The sequence below is a fragment of the Anaerobiospirillum thomasii genome, assembly GCF_900445255.1.
GTDB classification, from domain to species: domain Bacteria; phylum Pseudomonadota; class Gammaproteobacteria; order Enterobacterales; family Succinivibrionaceae; genus Anaerobiospirillum_A; species Anaerobiospirillum_A thomasii.
This window is the reverse complement of the sequence record NZ_UAPU01000007.1, coordinates 1,221,547-1,245,122: the sequence shown is the minus strand read 5'-3', so window position 1 is coordinate 1,245,122 and position 23,576 is coordinate 1,221,547. Positions and strand designations below refer to the sequence as shown.

Here is a 23,576-nt window from a genome sequence, read left to right as displayed (position 1 = left end):
TTACACTATCTCATCAATTAATCTATAAATCTATATTACCACATTGTGGCACACTGACCTTAAAGCAAATTTATACAGGCTAAAAACTGCCTGTGTGCCTGTGATATACTAGATAAAAATTTATATTTACGAGGGATTAATGGCTGTTCAAGAACATTTTGAGGGATTTGATGCCCCTCCGGAGCTTATAAGCCGCTCTGCACATAAAAGAGATGCCCAGGCTATAAGAAAGCTTGCTGAAAAAATTGAGGCTTTTGGTGATCTGACCTTTAAAAAACTCAATTTTCCAGATGAGAGCATCAGAGAGGCTCTGATAGTGGCTCGTTCACTGCGTAAAAACTCTGATGAGAAAAGACGTCAGCTGCAGTATGTGGCCAAACTCATGCGTCAGTATGATCTGAGCGAGCTTAAAAATCAGATTAATTCTTTAGGTGCCACACCAAAGGCTGACCCTACTGCCATGCGCATGGAGAATTTAAGAGAGAATCTTATTTTAGGCGGTACCGAAACTTTAAATGAGTTTACCTCACTTATCTATGACACTGACAGAAACAAACTGCGTACCCTGATTAAGAAAGCCAAAGAGGAGCTCAACTCCGATCTGCCAGAGCGCCCTGCTGCCAGAGCTTTATTTAAATATCTAAAGGCAGAGCTCAAGCGTGCCGGCGTTGAAGTTCCTGACACGCTTGCCACCAAACGCTTTTAAACTCTAGACAGAAGTTCCGCCTACAGTTATGGCATCAAGTTTGACTGTAGGCTGTCCTATACCAACAGGCACAGACTGACCGCCCTTGCCGCACATGCCCACGCCTTTATCAAACTCAAGATCATTGCCAACCATTGAAACCTGATTCATAGTTTCAGGACCGTTGCCGATTAAGGTGGCTCCCTTGATAGGTGCACCTATTTTGCCATTTTCAATAAGATAGGCCTCAGAGGTTGAGAACACAAATTTACCAGAGGTGATATCTACCTGACCGCCTGAGAAGTTGACAGCATAAATACCATTTTTGACAGAGGAGATAATCTCTTCTTTGTCATAGGCACCAGGTGCCATATAGGTATTGGTCATTCTGACCTGAGGCAGATAGTTATACGCCTGACGACGACCGTTGCCTGTAGGTTTGCCACCCATGAGCATGGCATTTTGTCTATCCTGCATATAACCCTTTAAAATACCGTTTTCAATAAGTATGTTGCAGCTGCTTTCAATACCCTCATCATCAAAGGTCATAGAGCCGCGTCTGTCTGGCATGGTGCCATCATCAATAATGGTACAAGCTGATGATGCTACCTTGTCACCTATGCGCCCTGAGAACAGTGAGCTGCCTGTACGGTTGAAGTCGCCCTCAAGACCATGACCTACGGCCTCATGCACTAAAACCCCAGGCCAGCCTGCACCAAGCACCACATTCATGCAGCCAGCCGGTGCTGCCACAGCCTCAAGATTTACCAGAGCCGATCTTACAGCCTCTTTGACTACAGAGGCTACAACATCATCTGTAAACTCACTTTGCAGATAGGCACCACCTGTTGATGAAAAGCCCATCTCTATCTTATCGCCAGACTTTACCACTACAGATACAGCAAGCACTGATATAGGTTTTATATCGGCACAAAAGGTACCATCGGTATTGGCCACAAGCATAATACGGTGCGAGGCATTGATGGAAGCATTAACCTGTACCACCTTCTCGTCAAGAGCTCTGGCCATTTTATCAACGCTCTCTAAAATCTGTGCCTTGCGCTCACGGCCAATAGAGATAATTGGATCATCACTTTTGTATAAAGGAGTTTTGTCCTTGGCCTCAAGTGAACAGGCTTTACTCTGTGATGCGCTTCTTGAGATGCTTTTTGCTGCCATACAGGCATCAGATATAGATTTCTGATTTAAAACATCAGAGTAAGCAAAACCGCACTTTTCTCCGTTGACGGCTCTGACACCCACGCCCTTGAAAATATCAAATGATCCTCCTTTGATAATGGATTCATCAATAGACATAGACTCGCTGACCACACGCTCAAAAAACAGATCGCCAAAATCTATGCTGCGGCTTTTAAGATTATCAAGTGACTTTTGTATAAAATCTGTATCAATATCGGAGTTTTCAAACAGTATTTCTGATGCTTTATTAATAATACTCATACCAAATCCTGCCTAGACTTTCACTGTCTTTGGGTATATTCCAAACTTTTCTAAAAGCTCACGGGTCTGACTTGCAGGCATACCCACCACCGAGCTTACCGAGCCTTCAACCTTTTCAATAAGCATGGCACCTATGCCCTGCAGAGCATAAGATCCTGATTTATCGTCACACTCACCAGAGTCAACATAGATCTGAGCCAGCTCTTTACTTATATTGGCAAAGGTCACATAGGTTACAGTCTGTACTATACATTTTCTGTCACTGTCTCTGACACAGACAGCAGTATGTACCTCATGTCTTTTACCTGACAGAGATAAAATCATGTTAAGCGCATCTTCTCTGTCCTTTGGCTTGCCTAAAATACGGCCCTCAAGCGCAATTACTGTATCTGCACCTATAACAACGGCATCTGTGTGCTCTTTGATTACAGTGTCGGCCTTCTTGCTGGCCATACGCACGACATAAGGTCCTACCAGTTCGCCATCATCTACTTTTTCATCAATAGAGGCCTCATATATTTCAAACTCAAGACCCATATTTTTTAAAAAATCACGACGGCGCGGAGACTGTGAAGCTAAAATCAGTTTATACATAATTATTTATTATCTGTACTGCCACCTATAGAAAAGAATCTGGACATAAGCCCAAAGCCTAAAAATACAGGGAACCAGAATAAGGCAGTGGTTAAAGCCGGCACTATGAAGGTAGACTCATAGTTGGACTGACCTATAATATGTTCAAGCCAGAAAATAATCACATCAGCAATCAGGTGCACCAGACCTATAATCAAAGCCTGCTGCCACAATGCATACTGTGCAAAATATTTAAACTGAGAGATGATGATATAGATCTGCAGTGCAAGAACCATAGCATGCACACCAAGTGGCGAGCCTGTTAGCAGATCTAAAATCAGACCACAGATCCAGGCCACCTCAATAGAGTACTTGCGCGGTTCGCTTATAGCAAAAAACAGCAGTGTCAGAGACAGAAGATCAGGTCTGTAATCCTGAACTACCTCCGGCAGTGAGGTAATTTCAAGTAAAAATACTATAAACAGCACTGGCAGAAACAGCACAAGAGATGATCTTCTGCCGCGATAGTTATTCACTTCCATCAGCAATTGCCTCATCACTTGCAGCGCTGTGCAGATTCTGCAGTCTGGTATTGGTCATTGAATCAATGAGCTTTTTTATTTTGTCCTGTCTTAGCATAACTTTGCTGTCAGTACGCTCTTTTGGTGCCACAGCCTTGCTGTTTTCACCATCAAGATCCTTTTTATACCAGACCATAAGTACATAGCGCATAGTATCAATATGCACCAGTGGCTTGGCCTTGACCAGAGCAAAAGGCTGAGACTCTGAAAAGCCAACATCTGTAACAATAGCTACAGGATAACCCTCTGGGAAGATACCGCCTAAGCCCGATGTGGTTAAAATATCACCCTTTTGAATATCAGTAGAGCGCGGTACATTGGTAATAATAAGCTCATCATGTGAACCATTGCCTGTAGCTATGGCACGCACCTGATTACGTGTATCAATTACAGGTATGGAGCTTGACGGATCGATAAGCAGCAGCACGCGAGAGTATGCGTAATTGGCTGATATGACCTGACCTACCAGACCTTCGTCGGTAATAACAGGCATACCCTCATACACACCTGAGCCTGTACCTCTGTTGACCACAACCCTCTTAAGATAAGGATCTGAGTCAACATCGATGATTTCAGCAAAAGTGCGACGTGATGTTTCATGCATAGGTGAGTTGAGCAGCTTGCGCATGGCGGCATTTTCCTGTTCAAGAGAATGCAGACGCATCAAATCAGCTGTTAACTCAAAGTTCTCAGATGCCAGCTTTTCATTTTCATCAATAAGCTCAGCACGGCTTTTAAACTGTGTTGATACTGCTTTTGAAACTTGACGTGGGGCATCGGCAAAAACTAATACTGGATAGAGCGCAGTCTCTAAATAATAACGAAAATCGCTCAACATCTTGAGCCTGACATCAAGTATCAGAATGACAATTGATGCCGCCAAAAGCAGAGCGAGTCGTAAATTTATCAAAAGGCTCGGGGTTTCCGGCTTTTTCAAGTATATATCCTGTTAGGGGAGTAATCTCCCCTTTAATTAATCAAAGATCTCATTGTCCTGAGAGTCGTACATCTCAAGCGCACGACCGCCGCCACGGGCCACACAGGTTAAAGGATCCTCAGCTACAATTACCGGAATACCTGTTTCTTCACGCAGCAGTTTATCAAGATTATGCAGTAAGGCACCGCCGCCTGAGAGCATCATGCCGCGCTGAGCGATATCGGCAGCAAGCTCTGGTGGAGACTTCTCAAGAGCCACACGTACAGCCGAAACAATGCCTTTGATAGGATCAGAGAGAGCCTCAAGAATTTCATTTGAGTTTAAAGTGAAAGAACGTGGTACACCTTCAACCACTGAACGGCCGCGAACTTCCATCTCATGCATTTCCTGCTCGGCATAGGCAGAACCAATCTGTATCTTAATCTGCTCTGCAGTTGTTTCACCAATTTCATAGCGCTTTGTGTTTCTTACATAATTGACAATGGCCTGATCGAATTTATCACCGCCAATACGTACTGATGATGAGTAAACCACACCGTTTAATGAAATAATGGCCACCTCGGTAGTACCGCCGCCAATATCTACAATCATGGAACCTGCAGCCTCAGATACAGGCAGACCTGCACCAATAGCAGCTGCCATTGGTTCGGTGATTAAAAATACTTCACTAGCACCAGCACCCTCTACAGACTCGCGGATAGCGCGTCTTTCAACCTGTGTTGCTCCACATGGAACACACACAAGCACACGTGGAGATGGCTTGAACGGGAAGAAATGTGATCCTGTAAGAACCTTGTCAATGAAGTACTGCAGCATCTTTTCAGTGTACTGAAAGTCTGCAATCACACCGTCTTTCATAGGACGGATAACTTCGATATTGTCAGGATTACGACCGTACATGACCTTGGCGGCCTTACCTACTGCGTAAACCTTGCGCTGACCGCCGGTTCCGTTTCTGTCAAGTCTTACAGCCACAACTGAAGACTCATTTAAAACTATACCTTTATTTTTGACGTAAACTAAAGTGTTTGCTGTTCCCAGATCTATGGACAAATCATTTGAGAACATACCGCGAAGCTTTTTAAACATCTGCACAGCCTAACGTAATTGTAAATTTCTGAAAATTCAAAAATTATAAAAGTTTATAACCCTGGGTTTATACGCCCCGGCAAAAGGCGTATACCCACCTGTTTAATTAAAATGGAATTTCGTCAACATCAAGAGATGGCTGTTTATCAACCTTGTTCTCATTGACACCGCCTGAGATTACAGGAGCCTGGACATTTCTGTTCTCAGCCATCATGCTGTTGTGAGAACCATCCATCATCTCCCTGTCATCAAGATCTGAAGGCATATCATTGTTTCCCATGGAGCCATAGATATTTGACATATTATCCTGACCGTATGATCCCATAGAACCCATACCCTGCATGGAGTTCATTGAATTCATACCGCCCATAGGGCTCATACCCATATTGTTCATGGAGTTAAAATTATTCTGTGGCTGTGACAGTGTTGGCTGCTCATTACCATAGATGCTGTTGCCCATGTTCTGATTGTTAAAACCGCCCATCTGATTCTGACGACGGTTGTTAGGCATGCCATTACCCATGGAATTGGCAGGACCCTGTCTTGAACCTAACATCTGCATTTCATCTGCAACAATTTCAGTTACACTGCGCTTTTGTCCCTGTTTATCAAGGAATGAACGGGTGCGTAGCTTACCCTCAACATAAATCTGTGATCCTTTGTGCAGGTACTGCTTGGCTATATCTGCAAGCTTGCCCCACATTACTACTCTATGCCACTCAGCGTATTCTGTTGTCTCACCTGTATCGATATTTCTTCTGACTTCGTTTGTAACCATGGAAATGTTTGTCACACTGCAACCGCTATGAGTCGATCTACATAAAGGTTCGTCGCCTAAATTACCAATCAATATTACTTTATTAACTCCACGAGCCATAAAATTTACCCTTATTGTGTATTTCTAAACTTTATAAGTATTAAATCTGATTCTAAAAATTATCATGTATCTTGAATAGATCTAAATCTACCGTAAAATATGTATGATTATAATAGCAGAAGCACTCTTAATTGAAGATCTAAAAACTTAAAAATCATGCTATTTTTTCATATATCCAAAAAATTAAGAGACAATCTAATAATTTTTGTTATTTAATGCACAAAACATATGCAGAATATTATTATCCGTGGGGCTAAAACCCATAATCTCAAGAATGTAAATCTCACCATTCCTCGCGATAAACTGTGTGTAATAACCGGCCTTTCAGGATCTGGCAAATCCTCTCTTGCCTTTGATACCCTCTATGCTGAAGGCCAGAGACGTTATGTCGAATCTCTCTCTGCCTATGCCCGTCAGTTTTTACAGCTTATGGACAAACCTGATGTTGAATCCATAGAAGGTCTGTCTCCTGCCATTTCCATTGAGCAGAAGTCAACATCACACAACCCGCGCTCCACTGTAGGCACCATTACAGAAATTCATGACTATCTGCGTCTGCTCTGGGCCAGGGTGGGTACAGCAAGATGTCCTGAGCATGGTGTTGAGCTTAAGGCTCAGACTGTATCGCAGATGGTAGATCAGACCATGCAAAAGCCATCTGGTGAGAAATATATGATTTTAGCTCCCGTGGTAAGAGGCCGAAAGGGTGAATACAAACAGCTTTTAGCAGAGCTGGCCCGCGATGGTTTTATAAGAGCCAGAATTGATAATGAAATCTGCGATCTCTCAGATCCTCCTGATCTGCAGCTGCATATAAAACACAATATTGATGTTGTAATAGACAGATTTAAAATCAAGGATGATATAAAACAGCGTCTGGCCGAATCCTTTGAAACAGCGCTTAAAGTTGCAGACGGTCTTGCCGTGCTTGCCCCTATTGATGGGGAAGATGAGGAGCTTTTGTTTTCATCGCGCTATTCATGCCCTGAGTGCGGCTATGCCATAGCCGAACTTGAGCCGCGCAATTTCTCCTTTAACAATCCGCATGGAGCCTGCCCTGAGTGTGAGGGTCTTGGTGCGCAGATGGTCTTTGATATAAACAAGATTATACCTGATAAAAGCAAATCCATTTTTGAAGGAGCCATTGTCGGCTGGGACAGGCGCTCATTTTTCTACTATCGTATGCTAAAGGCTGTATGCACCCACTATGGCATAGATGAGCACACACCTTTTGACGATCTTAGTGCCCGCGAGCAGAAGCTGTTTTTATACGGCACAGGCAAAGAGGCCATAGAGATAAACTTCACCTCAGCAGATGGCAGCAAATCAAGAAAAAGTGTACAGCCTTTTGAAGGTGTCATACCTAATCTTAAAAGACGTATGGTAGAGACTGACTCTGAGTACATAAGAGAGGAACTTAGCAGGCTCATGTCCTCAAAAGAGTGTCCATCCTGTCATGGCGCAAGACTCAAGCATGAGTACTGCCATGTCTTTGTGGCCAATACTTCCCTGCCATCTGTCAATGCCATGTCCATTGTCAAGGCCAGAGAGTTTTTTGAAAACATACAACTAAGCTCACAGGAGCATAAGATTGCAGATCGTATCCTAAAAGAGATTAAAGACAGATTAACCTTTCTTGAAAATGTAGGTCTTGGCTATCTTAATCTGTCACGCTCTGCTGAAACACTTTCAGGCGGTGAAGCACAGCGCATACGTCTTGCCTCACAGATAGGTGCAGGTCTTGTGGGTGTCATGTACACCCTTGATGAGCCGTCAATAGGTCTGCATCAAAGAGACAATCAGAAGCTTTTAGATGCCCTGGTGCACCTGCGCGATCTTGGCAATACTGTAATTGTGGTTGAGCATGATGAAGATGCCATAAGGCAGGCTGATCATATTATTGATATAGGTCCTGGTGCTGGTGTGCATGGCGGCAGTGTGGTGGCACAGGGTACTGTAGCTGAAATTATAAAATGCAAAGACTCGCTGACAGGAAAATATCTGTCAGGAGAGCTGCGCATTGATATACCTAAAAACAGAGTCAAAATGCAAAAGGGCAAGGTCCTTAAGCTTTCAGGCTGCAGCGGCAACAATCTTAAAAATGTTGATGCCACTATCCCATGCGGTCAGCTTGTAGTTGTAACCGGCGTCTCAGGCTCTGGCAAATCAACTTTAATCAATGACACTCTTGTACGTGTGGCAGAGCGCGAGCTCAACAAGGTTACAGCCAATGATGATCCGGCCCCTTACAAGAAAATTGAGGGCCTTGAGCATTTTGATAAAATCATCTGTATTGATCAAAGTCCTATTGGCCGTACCCCGCGCTCCAATCCTGCAACCTATGTAGGACTGTTTCAGTCAATTCGTGAGCTTTTTGCCAGCACCCATGAGGCAAGAGCCCGCGGCTATGGTCCAGGACGCTTTTCCTTTAATGTCAAAGGTGGACGCTGTGAGGCCTGTCAGGGTGACGGCACCATAAAAATCTCCATGCACTTTCTGCCAGATATCTATGTCAAATGCGAGCAGTGCCACGGTAAAAGATATAACAGAGAAACTCTTGATATAACCTACAAAGGTAAGAGCATATCTGATGTGCTTGAAATGACCATTGAAGAGGCCCATGAGTTTTTTGAGGCTATTCCATCCATTGCCAAAAAACTCAAAACCCTGGTGGATGTGGGACTGTCCTACATTACCCTAGGTCAGGCCGCCACTACATTTTCAGGAGGAGAGGCGCAGCGTATCAAACTGTCAAAGGAGCTGTCAAAACGCTCAACAGGCAATACACTGTATGTGCTAGATGAGCCTACCACAGGTCTGCACTTTCATGATGTAAAACAGCTGGTGTCAGTGCTTATAAGACTGCGTGATGAGGGCAATACCATAGTTGTAATTGAGCACAATCTTGATGTTATCAAGATGGCAGATCATATTATAGATTTAGGACCTGAAGGAGGCTCCGGCGGCGGCGAGATTATTGCCACTGGCACACCAGAGCAGATTGCCAGGTGTGAAAAATCATTTACCGGTGCTTTTTTAAAACCAATTTTACAAAGAGGGTATTAACATGTTTGAAATTACCGACAAAGAGTTTGAGGCTGTATCTGCCCTCAATGCCGAGTACAGAGAGTCTTTTTTCCTGCAAAAGCTCAAAGAGCATGAGATTGTGGTCTTTATCTGCCAGGGAGATGATCTGTTCTTGCTTGGAGATGACAGTGAGGATGAGGATGGAGTTAAAAGCACTGTAATGCCTGTCTTCTGCCACCCACGCTTTGCACAGGCTTTAATTGACTCTTTTGATGACAAAAAAGAGGATCTTAAAGTTGTGTCACTATCAGTAAAGGATTTTAAGGACAATCTTAGCGCACCTTTACAGGCTGAGAGCATTTTACTTGGCATTATGCCTGTAGGGCAGAGCGATTTTACAGTACTTGAGCCTGATTTTAGCAAAGGCGAATAAATGACAAAGGCTCTGTACAGAGCCTTTTTTATATTTCCTGATAAGGCTTAAGGCCTTTTGCAGCGCGTTTTTTATCATAGGTGTCCTTGTAAAAAAGCTGCAGAGCATTAAAGCCGTTTTGAAAAATCATATAGCAGGCAGCTGCAATTACAGCACTCTGACTAAAATATGTAGCTGCAAGCCAGATGGCAAAAACCACATTTTTCTGCCCAAGCCCCTGCCCTGCACTGACACGCTGTGCATAGAAATTACCCACAAACTTGCCAAAGACATACTGCCCTATACAGGCTACAAAACCTATAAATGCAAGATAGGCCATAGTGGCAGGATCAACTGAGGCATTGACAAGAGTTGAGGCTACCTGAGCTGTGACAATAGTTAATGTCAAAGCCCACATATAAAAAGGCAGATCCTTGCCTGTTGTGATTAAAAAGCTGTGTATGCCTTTTAATATATAGCGCGATACAAAAGCCAGCAGCAAAGGCAACAAAATCATTGGAAAAACCTTATTGGCAATAAGTATCATCTGATCTGCAAATGAAGCTGTAACCTTGGTTCCTGCATAGGCAAAAATAAAGGGTATGGTTATGGCAGCAGCTACATTTGACACAAGAGTATAGCTTGTCAGTGATGCCTCAGAGCCACCAAGCTTGCCAGTGATAATGGCAGATGCGGCCGCAGTTGGGCAGATAATAAGCACCATAAGGCCTTCATATACCTCTCTGTCAGATACATAATCTTTAGAGAGCATAAAGCCAATGATAAAAGGAATACCAATCTGTGCAATGATTAAAATCAGATGCCACATGCGCAGACGCATGCTTTTGATGTCTATTTTGCAAAAGGCAACATAGAGCATACCAAAGATTAAAAAAGGCACAATATCAAGCACTAGAGCCTTAATCTGCACCTTGTAGGGATTTAAAAAGCTCAAATGTCTGTAAATTACATAAAGAATTACGCCCATGCCTATAGAGGCAAGGAGCGTATACTTTCTGACAAAGAGTTCAAACTGATTTTTGTGCATCAAACAAATCAGAAACACCTAAGGTTTTAATCAGAGCCAGAGCACTGTCGCTGACATTTTGCAACTTGAGTTTTTTATCATGCTTTGATAAAGCCCACTGCGCAAGAAAGGCAATACCAGCTGAATCAACAGATTGCATCTGACCCATATCAAATACGCTGTCTTTGAAGATCTCATCGCGACGTTCCCACAGAGCAGGAACGTTGCTGACAGTCAGTGAATCAAAATCGTACATCGTATTACTTAAGAGGAACAGTTCCGGCGCTGGCATTATTCTTTTCAAGCATGGCTGTAACCTCTTTTAAACCCTTGTCACGGATTAAAGGAGCAAGCTCTGACTGCTTGGCTGTTAACATGGAGATATTCTCAGCTACCATATCAAAGGCGCGCCACTCTCCTGTCTTGTTGTTTTTACGCATGGAGAAGACAACAACCAGATCCTGTTTGCCTTTTTCACGAATTAAAAACTTTACATTTACAAGCTTTTCATCAGTACCTACGCTCTTGTATTCAGGTACTACAAGTTCCTGATCTGAATACTTGCCAAGGGCGTCGGCAAAGCTTGCTACAATATACTCGGCAAAAGCATCGGCAAAGGCCTCTCTGTCCTCTGGTGCAGTCTGCTTTAACTGATTGCCAATAACCTTATAGGCAGCATACTTATAGTCAATATAAGGCAGAAGCTCCTCACGTATTAAAGTCTTTCTAAACTCAATATCAGAGAGCTTGTCCTTATTCTCTTTGAGCTTGTCAAAGGTAGAAGTTGCAACTTCAGTTACAACCTTGTATGGATCTTTCATATCCACAGCATGGGCAGATGCTGCAAACACAAGAGCCAATGCGGCTCCCAGGGCTAAAATCTTTTTAAACATAATCTATGCTCCTTTATTTTTCACTCTTATCTTCTGATTTATCCTCTGATGAGGAATTGTATAAAAACTTGGCTATAAGCTCTTCAAGAACTACAGCAGATCCTGTATCGCGTATAAAGTCTCCTTCCTTTAAATACTCAGATCCAAGATCTTCATCATAAAAACCAGGAGTTATGGATATGTACTGCTCTCCAATGATACCTGCAGTTACAATTGAAGCCTTTGACTCGTCAGAAAGCTCATTAAAGCGGCTTTCAATTGACATCTCAACTACAGGAACAAGCTCTTTTTTATCAAGAGTAATGGCAGAGACACGGCCAATGACCACACCACCTATTTTAACCGGTGCTCTTAATTTCAATGAGCCAATATTTTCAAATTTGGCCTTTACTGTATAGGTGTCAGAGGAGCTGTCAAGCACCAGTCCTGCAACTTTCAGGGCCATGATTACAGAGGCAACAATGCCAAGTATCATAAACAGGCCTACGCCGAATTCTATTTTTGAAAACTTCATACCAAATCCTAAAACATCAAAGCTGTTAATACAAAATCCAGACCTAAAATCACAAGGGATGACTGCACCACAGTTGAGGTGGTGGCATTGGATATTCCCTGTGAAGATGGAATACAGTTATAACCGTTAAACAGAGCAATCCAGACACAGGCTATTGAAAAGATAAAGGCTTTAATCATCATGCCGCCAATATCATCGACAAATTCAACAGCAGCCTGCATGCCAGACCAGTAAATGCCGTCATCAAGACCAAGCCAGTCCACACCCACAAGTTTGCCTCCGTAAATACCTACAAGACAAAAGAGCATTGAGAGTATCGGCATGGATATGACACCTGCCCAAAAACGTGGTGATATAACTCGGCGCAGAGGATCCACTGCCATCATCTCCATGGATGATAACTGCTCTGAGGCCTTTAACTGACCGATCTCAGCCGTTAGGGCTGAGCCTGCGCGACCGGCAAAGAGCAAAGCTGTAACCACAGGTCCAAGCTCACGTATAATGGCAAGAGCCACCAGAGGTCCTAATGAGCCTGTAGCCATAAAATCCTTTAGAATATTAAAGCCCTGCAGACCTAAAACCATGCCTATAAACAGACCTGATACCAGAATAATAATGACCGATTGCACTCCTACAAAATAAATCTGCTTTACAAGCAGTGGAAAGTGCTTTTTAAAATCAGGCGCTCCTACGAGTGCATGAAACAGCATTATGGTCGATTTGCCAAGTGAGTTTATTTTAGCAATAGCGTAGCTGCCAAGAGCTCCTATAAAACCAAACATTAAAGCTCCTCTATAAGATTACGCTGCGTTTTCATTTTAAAAGCATAAGGACCGTCATAATCACCATTGATAAACTGAATGACTCGACTGTCCTTTGAGTTTTTAATCTCCTGCGTACTGCCATGTCCTATAACCTTGCCGTCAGCCAGAATATAGACATAGTGGGCAATACTCAAAACCTCCTGCACATCATGGGTCACAATCAGTGAAGTAATACCAAGAGAACTGTTTAAATCCTTGATAAGCTTGACCAGAATGCCCATGGTTATAGGATCCTGTCCGACAAAAGGTTCATCGTACATTATAAGATCAGGATCAAGAGCAATGGAGCGGGCTAAAGCTGCACGTCTTGCCATACCGCCAGATAGCTCCTGCGGCATAAAATCACTAGCACCGCGCAAACCTACAGCCTCAAGTTTCATCAGCACCAGATCGCGGATAAGAGTCTCTGGCAGATTGGTATGCTCCCGCAGTGGAAAGGCTACATTTTCAAAAACAGTCATATCTGTAAAAAGTGCACCACTCTGAAAGAGCATGCTCATTCTCTTGCGCACCTTATATAAGGTGGCACGATTTAGAGTATGCATATTTATATTGTCAAAAAGCACGCTGCCAGAACTTGGGGCCAGCTGAGCTCCGATAAGACGCAACAGTGTGGTTTTACCTGTGCCTGAAGGGCCAAGTATGGCTGTAATCTTACCTTTCTTTATCTTAAGTGAAATATGATCATAAATTGTCCTGTTTCCATAATGAAAGGAGAGATCATCTATCACCACAAGATCTTCAGTGTCGACCATTAATCTATTTCCATGAAACTTAGTTATTTAAAAAAGTACAATTATATATGATGCAATACGCCTGCGATGTATTTCTTTAACTTTATCTGTGTCAATTCTAGCGTCTAATTTCACCCTTATAACAGACACCTGCAATAAAGTTGCATGTCAAATGCATATTTTAAAAAAAAATATGGTATTTGCTGTCAGACAAATGGACGTGAAGCGTTATTTTATAAACATGCATTACATAAACCATGTGCTTTTTTATCTAAAAAAGAGTGCAGATAAAAATAAATTGCAGACAAACGACTGTATAAAACAGTATTTTAGTAGGTACAACTCAATAAACATGCAAAAAGCACGCAAATTTTTAAAAAATCTTTTTTATCCTTAATCCAATCTTAAAATCTATGCTATCCTTTTTAACACTTTTATACTCCAAAAGATTTGAGGTAGATTTATGCTTACACAAAAATGTATAGAGGCAGGACGCAGAGTGCTTCAGGAAGAGGCACAGGCTCTTTTAAATTTAAAAGACAGTATTGATGATAATTTTGTCAATGCCTGCAAAATACTTTTAGCCTGCAAGGGTAAAGTGGTGCTCACAGGTGTAGGCAAATCAGGTCATATTGCCTCCAAAATTGCATCTACGCTGGCATCTACCGGGACACAGTCTTTTTTTGTGCAGGCAGGAGAGGCTGCCCATGGTGATCTGGGTATGATTGGTACAGAAGATGTGGTTATTGCCACCTCACACTCAGGCGAAGGCTCTGAGCTTAAAGTCATGATACCTATACTCAAAAGACGTCAGATCCCTCTTATAGCTATAACCGGCAATGTAAAATCAAGCCTGGCTCAGGCCTCAGATGTATGCCTGTCAGCCCATGTTGAAAAAGAAGCCTGCCCTTTGAATCTAGCCCCCACCTCAAGCTCCACAGCCGAACTTGCCATAGGCGATGCTCTTGCTGTAGCTCTTATTGAAGCCAGAGGCTTTACCGAAAGAGATTTTGCCCTGTATCATCCAGGAGGCGCTCTTGGCCGCAAGCTTTTAGTACGCTGTGGCGATATTATGCATAAAGGAAAAGATCTGCCTATTATAAAAACAGGTACATCTATTCAGGATACACTTATTGAAATGACACAAAAGCGTCTTGGCATGGTATGTGTCGTAGATGAGCAGGGTTATGCCGTAGGCGTCTATACCGATGGTGATGTAAGACGTACGCTTGAGAAAAATATTTCTATAAAGGACAGTATTGATACTATCATGACCAATTCCTTTGCATCGGTACATGAACAGACTCTGGCAGCAGATGCTCTTGCACAGATGCAGAACAAGAAAATTTTGGCTATGCTGGTTATAGATGACAGCAAAAAGCCAATAGGCGCATTTAATATGCATGATCTTCTTCAGGCGGGTATAATCTAATGTCTGTTACAACCTGTTATGGCACATATCCATTATCTTTAATGGATTCCCTAAGAACGATAAAATGTGTTGTCTTTGATGTTGACGGATCTATTACTGACGGCGGAATCTACTTTAGCAGTCAGGGTGATGAATTAAAAAAGTTCGGCATAAAAGATGGTATGGGCATTGCCTCTATAACCCATAACACAGATATTAATGTATGTATTGTCACAGGACGTAGCTCTCAGATGGTAAAACGCAGAGCTGATGAGCTTAAGATTACCTATCTTTACGAGGGTGTAAAGGATAAAGCTGTAGTCCTTGGCAACATCTGCAATGAGCTTAAAATTTCTTTAAATGAGGTTTTAGCCTTTGGCGATGATATAAACGATATGCCTATGATGGCTATAGCAGGTCTGTCTGCATGTCCTGCAGATGCCCACCCAGCTGTTTTAAATCATGTAAATATAATAAGCGATTTTGACGGCGGCCATGGCGCTGCAAGGCAGATCTGCGATTTACTGCTTATGTCAAAAGGCGTACTTGATTTTGATGGTTTTACTTTTTTAAATAGGTAAGTTACAAGATGAGCACTACTATAAAGTCTATAATTATGTCTTTTATACTGGTGATAGTATCCATTGTGCTCTATCGCTTTACCACTATAAACGACGGAAATAAAGATGATATAGTAGCCAATCTCCCTGCCTTTGAATCAAGTGGATTTCAGGGGCGTTCCTATAGCGAGCATGGTGATATCAAGTATGAATTTAGTACCTCACATGTTGTCTTTTATAAAAAAGATGAGGTAGCCAATATCAGACAGCCACAGATTACCTATTATGAAAAGCTTGATAATGACAGGTACAGAACCTATGAACTTACAGCAGATGAGGGCACTATAAAACTGCACAACTTTGCAACGCTCAAGGGTAATATCCTGGTTGTGCCAAAATTCAAAGATGCCTTTATAAGCAGTATAAGAGCTGAAAATATGCGCTATGATCTTATGAAAGGCATTATAAGCTCACATGATTTTATAGAAATAGTAGGACCTAATTTTAAAAATACAGGATCAGATTTTAAAATAGATCTTAATAAAAAACAGTTTAGGATTACAGATGGCCCACATGCAACATACTTCAATAATTAAAACTGCTCTTTTAGTTTTTCTTATGGGCGTCGCACCTGCATTTGCATTGCAGAGTGACTACTCTCAGCCCATAAATGTGGTGTCAAAAGAGCAGCTTGCCGATCTTAGCAACGATAAAATCATCTTTCAGGGTGATGTAAAGGCAACTCAGGGTACAATGGAAATTGTAGCTGACAAGATTGAGGTGACACGCTCTAAAAGTGGTAAACTCAAGTCTATCATTGCCTATGGCACACCTGTAACCTTCAAGCAGCTGCTTGATAACGGCAAACCAATTAACACCAGGTCTGCCACTTTGTCATATATGCCGCAGGAGTCTTTAGTAGTACTTTCAGGCAAGGCCTCCATCTGGCAGGGCGAATCACGCATGGAGGGAGAGCGCATAGAATATAATATAAAGACTCAGAAAATGCGCGCCAACAATCAAAAAGCTCAGGGAGGAAGAGTGTCATCCACATTTATTCCTTCAGAACTACAAAAGCAGAAATAGTAAAGGTATTAAATGATAGAGCTCGAGGCTATAAATCTTAAAAAATCATATAAAAAGCGCACTGTGGTACGTGATGTATCTCTTAAGGTGCACTCTGGAAGCGTTGTAGGTCTGCTAGGTCCCAATGGTGCGGGCAAAACCACATCCTTTTATATGATTGTAGGCATTATTACACCAGAGCATGGTTCTGTACTTTTAAACGGTGTGGATATTACGCACAGTCCTATGCATGTGCGTGCCAGACACGGTCTTGGCTATCTGCCTCAGGAAAATTCCATTTTCAGAAAGCTTACAGTTGAACAGAACATCATGGGTGTAGCCGAGCTTGTACCTGATATGACCAATGCTGAAAAACAGCAGCGCGTTGATGAGCTTTTAGAGGAATTTTCTATTACCAAGATTAGAAAATCCTTAGGTATGGCTCTCTCCGGCGGTGAAAGACGACGTGTTGAAATAGCAAGAGCCCTGGCCGCCAATCCTAAATTTATCCTGCTTGATGAGCCTTTTGCTGGTGTTGATCCTATTTCTGTAGCTGAAATCAAAGAGATTATACGTAAACTGTGCAAACGCGGTATCGGTGTACTTATCACAGATCATAATGTAAGAGAGACTTTAGATGTCTGCCAGACTGCCTATATTGTTAATGAAGGTACCATCATTGCCAAAGGCACTGCTCAGGAGGTTTTAGCTGACAAGAATGTACAGGCCTCCTATCTTGGAGACAACTTCTCACTGTAGATATGGAACACACATATGGCTGGTATTAAAAACACACTTCAACTGCGTCAGGCGCAGACACAGACGCTAGCTCTGACCCCGCAGCTGCAGCAGGCCATCAAAATGCTGCAACTCTCAACACTTGAGCTGCGTCAGGAGATTCAGCAGACTCTCGATTTAAACCCTTTTCTTGAGATGGATGAAAGTCTTGATAATCCAAATATGCAATCTCTTGAGGAAATGGTAGAGATAGAGCAGCAGCAAAGTGCCGATTTTGATGTGTTTGACAATGACTCTTCCATAAATGCCGCCGACATTTCACTCTCAAGTGAAATCAATCTCAATGATGATGGTCAGCACACTGAGGATATGGTATCCATCTTCAATGAAGCAGGAGACAGTAGTGTATCTTCACCAAGCTCGGAGCTGACACAAAGTGTCCCTTCATCTGAGGATAAGATCTCTGACAACTATACACAAAGCTCAAGCCATCAGAAAGCCTTTAGCGCCGATGATGATGTCTTTGAAGGACAGACCACAGAGAGCCTTTATGATCACCTAAAGCTGCAGCTTGACTGCTCACCGCTTGGAGATTCTGATAGGGCCATTGCCCTTGCCATATTAGATGGCATTGATGAGTCAGGCTATCTTAAAATTTCAATAGAGGATATTGTGCAGACTGTCTCATCCATCTATACAGATGTAGATGAAGATGAGGTCTTAGCTGTCCTCAAAGTTATACAGCACTATGATCCTGTAGGTGTAGGCTCACGTTCTGTTCAGGAGTTTTTACTCATACAGCTGCGCGAGCTTGATGCCCATACTCCTTTTAGAAATATAGCCATACGTATTATTGATGATTTTCTGCCACAGCTTACCAACCGTGACTTTAGAACACTCTGTCATAAGCTGTCTATAAAGGAAAGCACCCTAAAAGAGGCTATTGGTCTTATCACCAAGTTAAAACCAAGACCAGAGGTCTCAACTGTATATACCAAATCAGACTTTGTCATACCTGATGTCATAGTGGTCAAGAAAGAAGATGGCAGCTTTGGAGTTGAATTAAATCCAAATGCCATACCGCGCGTCAGACTCAATGAGCAATATAAATCTTTAATGGTCCATGCTAAAAGCGCAGATGAGGTGCAGTATTTCAAATCCAACCTGCAGGAGGCCAACTGGTTTTTACAGAGTATATACAAGCGCAATGACACATTGCTCAAAGTAGCTCAGAGTATTATTGACCATCAAGGTGAATTTTTACAAAAAGGCGAGAGTGCCATGAAGCCTATGGTGCTCTCTGATGTGGCACAGCAGATTGAAATGCACGAATCAACAATCTCGCGTATTACCACAGAAAAGTATATTCATACCCCTCGTGGCACCTTTGAGCTTAAGTACTTTTTCTCAAGCCATGTCAGCACAGATGATGGTGAGGCCACATCATCTACAGCCATACGCGCTTTAATTAAAGATCTTGTATCTAAGGAAAACCCCCGTAAACCGCTGTCTGACAACAAGATTGCCGATGAGCTGCAAAGCCGCGGTATCAATGTTGCACGCCGTACTATTGCCAAATACCGTGAATCTTTAGGCATTGCCTCATCAAGTCAGAGAAAGCGTCTTATCTAGACTGTGCAGGTGAGATGACATCACCTGCACCCTCACAGCGCATCAAATTAATGCACAGCTGTCTAAAACAGAGCACCCCTTTATTTTCAGAAGTTTTTTATTTAATATTGATTCATATCATTTAGGAGATTTTTTATGAACAAGGCAACCATCAGCGCAAAGACATATGCAAAGAGTGATCTTAAAGATCAGCTCTCTTTTGCATTCTTTATGATGATGGGCATGTGCATGATGATGTACGTGAGCAGTGCCTTTTTGACTTCATAGAAAATATATAGTTTGTAAATAAAGTTCAAGGAGGCTACAAAGTCTCCTTTTTTTATCTGAAATAAAAGGAGGCAGCCTTCAAAACAATAAAGAGGACATTATTATGAAATTTACCAGAACCTTTGCCGCTACTGTCTGTGCCTGTGTTGCCGCCTTTACCTTAAGTGCCTGCTCAGATGAAGAAAAAGCCACTGTAACTGCTTCAAATCCAGGATCAGATCTTAAAGAAATCAAAGTTGGACTTGTAGGCGAACACAATGAAGAGTGGGAGTCGGTTGCCAAAGAGCTTGAAGGTCAGGGTATAAAACTTACCCTTGTACGCTTTGGCGACTATACACTGCCAAATGCCGCTTTAAATGAAGGTGAAATTGATTTAAATTCCTTCCAGCACAAGGCCTTCCTTGAAAATGAAATTAAAAGCAGAGGCTATAAGATCAAAGCCATTCAGAACACAACCATATCACTTTTACCTCTGTATTCAGTCAAAATCAAAAGTATTGATGAAATAAAAGACGGCGACACCATTGCCATACCAAATGATGTAACCAACGGCGGCCGCGCCCTTAAGGTTTTAGAAAGTGCAGGTCTTATCAAATTAGATCCGGCCAAAGGCTATGTACCTGAGGTAGGCGATATTATCGAAAATCCAAAGAATCTTAAAATTTATGAGCTTGATGCTGGTAATGTACCTGGAATTTTACCTGATGTGGCTGCAGGTATAGTCAATGCCAACTTTGCCTCTGATCATAATCTGACCATAGAAAAAGATGCCATCTTTAGCGAAAATCTTGGCAACATCAGCCCTGACAATCCTTTTATCAATGTAATTGCAGCTCGTGAAGAGGATGCCGATCGCGAGGAATATAAGAAAGTGATTAAAGCCTATGCCACAAAAAAGACAGCTGAGATCATAAATCAGAAATATAAAGGCGCAACCATAGCCGTATTTAAATACTAATCAACTTTACAGCATGGAAAAGGAGATAACATATGAGCTTTTTAAACCTTAAAGAAGAATATATTCAGATACTTTCAGATCTGGTGGCCTTTAACACCATAAGTTCTGTTGATGAAAGATTGCAGCAGAGCAACAGAGCCATTATCGAGTATATTGAAGATTTTTATAAAAAACTTGGCTTTTACACCAGAATCTACACCATTGATGACAAAAGATACAATCTGTTTGTTGCCTCATCACTGACAAAAGGTGGTCTGCTTTTGACAGGACACACAGATACAGTGTCCTACAGAGCTGATAAATGGCACTCAGATCCTTTTAAACTAAAAGTTGAAAATAACAAAGCCTACGGTCTTGGTGTTACTGATATGAAAGGCTCAGTTGCTCTTATCATGCTGCTTAGCAAATACTGCTACAACAGTGATTTTAAAAAACCTCTGACAGCGCTTTTTACATGTGATGAGGAGTCATCAATGTCAGGCGCCCGCCACTACCTTGACAACTATGAACACCAGCCAGATTTTATCGTGGTTACAGAACCATCTGGCAACAGACCATGTATTGGCCATAAAGGGTGTACAGGATACAGACTGACTATAACAGGAAAAGCCTGTCACTCATCTACACCGGATAAAGGTCTTGATGCCATAGATTTTATTGCGCCTTTTATTGAGGAGGTAAACAAACTCAAAGAAAGTATAAAGGCCTTTGCTGATAAAAGATTTCCTGTAGAGCGCCCTACTATAAGCTTTGGTGCAGTACATGGCGGTGAGAGCTTTAATATTATCTGTCCTAAGGTTACCATGCTCTTTGATGTCAGAGCTCTGCCTTCATACTCATGCTCACAGGCCTATGATGATCTGAGTGATATTGTGGATAAATTAAACTCAAGGTATAACAATGTCTACAGCCTTGAAAAGACTTTTGATAATATCGATGCCTTTATTCTTGATGATAAGCATCTTATCTCTATGCTTGAAGAGATTACAGATAAAGAGTCATTTTGCACCAATGGCTGTGCAGAGGCCGGCTTTTTAAGCAAGATAGCCCCTACTGCTATTTTAGGTCCAAGCTCCTCACCATCTGCCCATCAGGATAATGAGGACATTCCTCTTGATGATGTAGAGCATGGCTTTGATATTTTCAAAACTCTCATCTCCCGTATCTGCGCCTAAAGACTGACTTTTTGATAAGATACAATGCAACAGGCAGGGACCATCCCTGCCTTATAAATCAATATAAAACCTGTCACACCTGCATATAAATATCTCATCTGTGCATGGTATAAAGCTTAGAAAATACCCATACATCTGCACTAAAAACTTTGCTTTTTGTGCCATGCTGTACTGATTTTAACTATGTTGAGTGTTATATTTAAAAAATACAGCACAGACTTTGATTTTAATTATCTGTGATAGTCTCTATCTGGCATACAGTCTAATTTATCTAAAGGTATAGCAATGCTTAATTTTAATTTTCACAGACCTACAGATTTTTATTTTGGAAAGGGACAGGAAAACAGTGCAGGCGAGATCTGTAAAAAATACGGCGGCAGCAGAGTTCTTGTCCATTATGGCTCTTCAAGCGCTATAAAATCAGGTCTTATTGACAGAGTAACAGCCTCACTTGAGCACTCTGGCATCAAAGTCATCAAGCTTGGCGGTGTACAGCCAAATCCTATGGATACCCTGGTATATGAAGGTATTGAACTGTGCCGCAGAGAAAATGTGGATATGATTTTAGCAGTGGGCGGAGGCAGTGTGATTGACAGTGCCAAGGCCATTGCGCTTGGTGTACATTATGATGGCGATTTCTGGGATCTTTTTGCCAAGATTGCAGTACCTACACAATCTCTGCCTGTAGGCTCAGTGCTGACTATTGCAGCTGCAGGCTCTGAAGGGTCAACCAGTGCTGTTATTTCACATTATGAAAATGGTGTGCTTAAGAAAAAAGGTCTTAACACCCAGCTTAATGTACCTAAATTTGCCATCATGAATCCAGAGCTGACTATGACCCTGCCTGCCTTTCAGACAGCATGTGGTGCCTGCGATATCATGTGCCATGTCATGGAGCGCTACTTTACCAATACACAGGATGTACTTTTGACAGATGAGCTGTGTGAGGCTGTACTGCGCACCATGAAGGTTATGCTTCCTCGTGTTATAAAAGATCCTCATGATTATGAGGCAAGAGCCAATATTATGTGGGCCGGAACTCTAGCTCACAACAATATGTGCGGTGTTGACCGTGAGCAGGATTGGGCCAGTCACCACCTTGAACATGAGCTTTCAGCTTTGTATGACTGTGCCCATGGTGCAGGTCTTGCTGTAATTACACCTGCCTGGATGGAATATGTCATGTCCCATAATGTCATGCGCTTTGCCCGCTTTGCTGTCAATGTCTTTGGCTGTCAAATGAATTATGAAGATCCTAAAACCACAGCTCTTGAGGGTATACAGGCTCTGCGCAGACTCTGGGGCGAGGCCGGACTGCCGCTCAACTTTGAGCAGCTTGGCGCCAGAAAAGAGGATATCCCTACCCTAGTTGCCAACATAGGTCAGGATAATCATACTGAAGGTCATTTCATGGTGCTTGATAAAAAGCAGATTACCAGAGTCTTTGAAATGGCTGCAGACTATAAAGTCTGATAACAATCAAAACCTTGATAATGGGATCTTAGAGCACAATAAGATCCCTTTTTTTTTGCTGTAAATTACGCTAAAACCCTGTAAATTAAGTAAAAAACCCACAAAAACAATATGATAAATAATAGGTATTGTTAACTTTGTCAAATTTTGACTTAAAAGATTAGTTATATATCTGTTATTTTTCGTTAAAAGTTCTATTATTAATATAAGTATGGATTTTATTTTAAACAACTATCCAACAAGCTTGGATTAAGGACGTAAATATGCAAATAACTATCCAAGGCGTAGGAACTAAAGTCACTGATGCTTTAAATGACTATGTAAACGACAAATTCAAGAAGCTGGAGAGAAAGGGTGATTTTATTACATCAATCTCTGTAACTTTATCTGTAGATAAACTTGAGCACACCGCCAAGGCAGATATTGCAGTTACTGGTGATAAACTTCATGCCGAAGCCTCAAGCGATAGTATGTATCCTGCTATTGATGCCCTTATCGATAAAGTTGACAGACAGATTGTCAAATTCAAAGAAAAACTCAAGCAAGAGTAAACAGATTTAACAGAAAGCAGACTTTAAGTCTGCTTTCTTTTTGCCCTTATATTAAGCTTGCAAAGAGTATTCTGATTAACAGTAAAATCACACCTGCCACATCTGACGATTA

At 42.0% G+C, this 23,576-nt stretch carries 26 protein-coding genes; 14 read left to right on the top strand and 12 right to left on the bottom strand.

The window, feature by feature from the left end; genetic code table 11:
* The first annotated feature begins 139 nt into the window (after nt 1–139).
* Nucleotides 140–706: a ribosome biogenesis factor YjgA gene (yjgA, locus tag DRZ93_RS12750; RefSeq protein ID WP_113743276.1), complete on the top strand. Its 567-nt coding sequence runs from the start codon at nt 140–142 to the stop codon at nt 704–706.
* A gap of 3 nt (nt 707–709) precedes the next feature.
* Here yjgA and tldD read toward each other — a convergent pair whose 3' ends face one another.
* The 6 genes from tldD to DRZ93_RS12720 all read right to left on the bottom strand — a co-directional run bounded on the left by tldD (nt 710) and on the right by DRZ93_RS12720 (nt 6,203).
* Nucleotides 710–2,146, bottom strand: coding sequence for a metalloprotease TldD (gene tldD, locus DRZ93_RS12745; protein WP_113743277.1), 1,437 nt, complete (start codon nt 2,144–2,146; stop codon nt 710–712).
* A gap of 12 nt (nt 2,147–2,158) precedes the next feature.
* Nucleotides 2,159–2,740, bottom strand: a complete 582-nt coding sequence (locus DRZ93_RS12740; RefSeq protein WP_113746712.1) for a Maf family protein — start codon at nt 2,738–2,740, stop codon at nt 2,159–2,161.
* Nucleotides 2,741–2,742: 2 nt separating this feature from the next.
* A complete protein-coding gene (gene mreD, locus DRZ93_RS12735; RefSeq protein WP_172458257.1) occupies nt 2,743–3,261 on the bottom strand; it encodes a rod shape-determining protein MreD in 519 nt (172 codons plus the stop codon).
* Nucleotides 3,248–4,237, bottom strand: a complete 990-nt coding sequence (mreC, locus tag DRZ93_RS12730) for a rod shape-determining protein MreC (RefSeq protein WP_172458255.1) — start codon at nt 4,235–4,237, stop codon at nt 3,248–3,250. The genes mreD and mreC overlap by 14 nt, the downstream gene beginning before the upstream one ends.
* Before the next feature lie 36 nt (nt 4,238–4,273).
* A complete protein-coding gene (locus tag DRZ93_RS12725; protein WP_113743281.1) occupies nt 4,274–5,326 on the bottom strand; it encodes a rod shape-determining protein in 1,053 nt (350 codons plus the stop codon).
* A gap of 106 nt (nt 5,327–5,432) precedes the next feature.
* On the bottom strand, nt 5,433–6,203 hold the full coding sequence (locus DRZ93_RS12720; RefSeq protein WP_113743282.1) for a single-stranded DNA-binding protein: 771 nt from the start codon (nt 6,201–6,203) through the stop codon (nt 5,433–5,435).
* A gap of 228 nt (nt 6,204–6,431) precedes the next feature.
* Between DRZ93_RS12720 and uvrA the strand changes: the two genes are divergently transcribed.
* Both uvrA and DRZ93_RS12710 read left to right on the top strand, forming a co-directional pair.
* Complete coding sequence (gene uvrA, locus DRZ93_RS12715) at nt 6,432–9,269, top strand: excinuclease ABC subunit UvrA (protein ID WP_113746709.1); 2,838 nt, start codon at nt 6,432–6,434, stop codon at nt 9,267–9,269.
* A 1-nt stretch (nt 9,270) separates the two neighbouring features.
* Nucleotides 9,271–9,663 (top strand): DUF2750 domain-containing protein, encoded by a 393-nt coding sequence (locus tag DRZ93_RS12710; RefSeq protein ID WP_113743284.1) that lies wholly within the window; start codon nt 9,271–9,273, stop codon nt 9,661–9,663.
* A 28-nt stretch (nt 9,664–9,691) separates the two neighbouring features.
* Here the strand turns inward: DRZ93_RS12710 and DRZ93_RS12705 are convergent, their stop codons facing one another.
* The 6 genes from DRZ93_RS12705 to DRZ93_RS12680 are packed head-to-tail and all read right to left on the bottom strand — an operon-like array spanning nt 9,692 to nt 13,655.
* On the bottom strand, nt 9,692–10,690 hold the full coding sequence (locus DRZ93_RS12705) for a bile acid:sodium symporter family protein (protein ID WP_113746708.1): 999 nt from the start codon (nt 10,688–10,690) through the stop codon (nt 9,692–9,694).
* Nucleotides 10,671–10,925, bottom strand: a complete 255-nt coding sequence (locus tag DRZ93_RS12700; RefSeq protein ID WP_172458253.1) for an STAS domain-containing protein — start codon at nt 10,923–10,925, stop codon at nt 10,671–10,673. Before DRZ93_RS12700 ends, DRZ93_RS12705 begins: the two co-directional genes overlap by 20 nt.
* A 4-nt stretch (nt 10,926–10,929) precedes the next feature.
* Entirely contained in the window at nt 10,930–11,562 is a 633-nt protein-coding gene (locus tag DRZ93_RS12695) for an MlaC/ttg2D family ABC transporter substrate-binding protein (protein WP_113743287.1), read from the bottom strand.
* A gap of 13 nt (nt 11,563–11,575) precedes the next feature.
* On the bottom strand, nt 11,576–12,076 hold the full coding sequence (gene mlaD, locus DRZ93_RS12690; RefSeq protein WP_113743288.1) for an outer membrane lipid asymmetry maintenance protein MlaD: 501 nt from the start codon (nt 12,074–12,076) through the stop codon (nt 11,576–11,578).
* Between the two features lie 8 nt (nt 12,077–12,084).
* Nucleotides 12,085–12,858, bottom strand: a complete 774-nt coding sequence (gene mlaE / locus DRZ93_RS12685; RefSeq protein ID WP_113743289.1) for a lipid asymmetry maintenance ABC transporter permease subunit MlaE — start codon at nt 12,856–12,858, stop codon at nt 12,085–12,087.
* Complete coding sequence (locus DRZ93_RS12680) at nt 12,858–13,655, bottom strand: ATP-binding cassette domain-containing protein (protein WP_113743290.1); 798 nt, start codon at nt 13,653–13,655, stop codon at nt 12,858–12,860. Before DRZ93_RS12680 ends, mlaE begins: the two co-directional genes overlap by 1 nt.
* Nucleotides 13,656–14,097: 442 nt before the next feature.
* Here DRZ93_RS12680 and DRZ93_RS12670 point away from each other — a divergent pair, with 442 nt between their 5' ends.
* The 11 genes from DRZ93_RS12670 (at nt 14,098) to hpf (ending at nt 23,464) form a co-directional block, all read left to right on the top strand.
* Nucleotides 14,098–15,066, top strand: a complete 969-nt coding sequence (locus tag DRZ93_RS12670; protein WP_113743292.1) for a KpsF/GutQ family sugar-phosphate isomerase — start codon at nt 14,098–14,100, stop codon at nt 15,064–15,066.
* Entirely contained in the window at nt 15,066–15,626 is a 561-nt protein-coding gene (locus tag DRZ93_RS12665; RefSeq protein ID WP_113743293.1) for a KdsC family phosphatase, read from the top strand. The genes DRZ93_RS12670 and DRZ93_RS12665 overlap by 1 nt, the downstream gene beginning before the upstream one ends.
* Before the next feature lie 35 nt (nt 15,627–15,661).
* Nucleotides 15,662–16,201 carry an LPS export ABC transporter periplasmic protein LptC gene (lptC, locus tag DRZ93_RS12660; protein ID WP_172458251.1) on the top strand — a complete coding sequence of 180 codons (540 nt, stop codon included), beginning with the start codon at nt 15,662–15,664 and terminating at the stop codon, nt 16,199–16,201.
* Nucleotides 16,170–16,691: a lipopolysaccharide transport periplasmic protein LptA gene (lptA, locus tag DRZ93_RS12655; RefSeq protein WP_113743295.1), complete on the top strand. Its 522-nt coding sequence runs from the start codon at nt 16,170–16,172 to the stop codon at nt 16,689–16,691. The genes lptC and lptA overlap by 32 nt, the downstream gene beginning before the upstream one ends.
* A 12-nt stretch (nt 16,692–16,703) precedes the next feature.
* On the top strand, nt 16,704–17,429 hold the full coding sequence (gene lptB / locus DRZ93_RS12650) for an LPS export ABC transporter ATP-binding protein (RefSeq protein WP_113743296.1): 726 nt from the start codon (nt 16,704–16,706) through the stop codon (nt 17,427–17,429).
* 24 nt (nt 17,430–17,453) lie between these two features.
* Nucleotides 17,454–19,040: an RNA polymerase factor sigma-54 gene (locus DRZ93_RS12645; protein ID WP_113745058.1), complete on the top strand. Its 1,587-nt coding sequence runs from the start codon at nt 17,454–17,456 to the stop codon at nt 19,038–19,040.
* Nucleotides 19,041–19,175: 135 nt separating this feature from the next.
* On the top strand, nt 19,176–19,307 hold the full coding sequence (locus DRZ93_RS13915) for a hypothetical protein (RefSeq protein WP_258400057.1): 132 nt from the start codon (nt 19,176–19,178) through the stop codon (nt 19,305–19,307).
* A gap of 103 nt (nt 19,308–19,410) precedes the next feature.
* A complete protein-coding gene (locus DRZ93_RS12640; protein ID WP_113743297.1) occupies nt 19,411–20,265 on the top strand; it encodes a MetQ/NlpA family ABC transporter substrate-binding protein in 855 nt (284 codons plus the stop codon).
* Between the two features lie 32 nt (nt 20,266–20,297).
* Entirely contained in the window at nt 20,298–21,440 is a 1,143-nt protein-coding gene (locus DRZ93_RS12635; protein ID WP_113743298.1) for a M20/M25/M40 family metallo-hydrolase, read from the top strand.
* A 285-nt stretch (nt 21,441–21,725) separates the two neighbouring features.
* Nucleotides 21,726–22,913, top strand: coding sequence for an iron-containing alcohol dehydrogenase (locus DRZ93_RS12630; protein ID WP_113743299.1), 1,188 nt, complete (start codon nt 21,726–21,728; stop codon nt 22,911–22,913).
* A gap of 263 nt (nt 22,914–23,176) precedes the next feature.
* Nucleotides 23,177–23,464, top strand: a complete 288-nt coding sequence (gene hpf, locus DRZ93_RS12625; RefSeq protein WP_113743300.1) for a ribosome hibernation-promoting factor, HPF/YfiA family — start codon at nt 23,177–23,179, stop codon at nt 23,462–23,464.
* Nucleotides 23,465–23,576 lie beyond the last annotated feature (112 nt).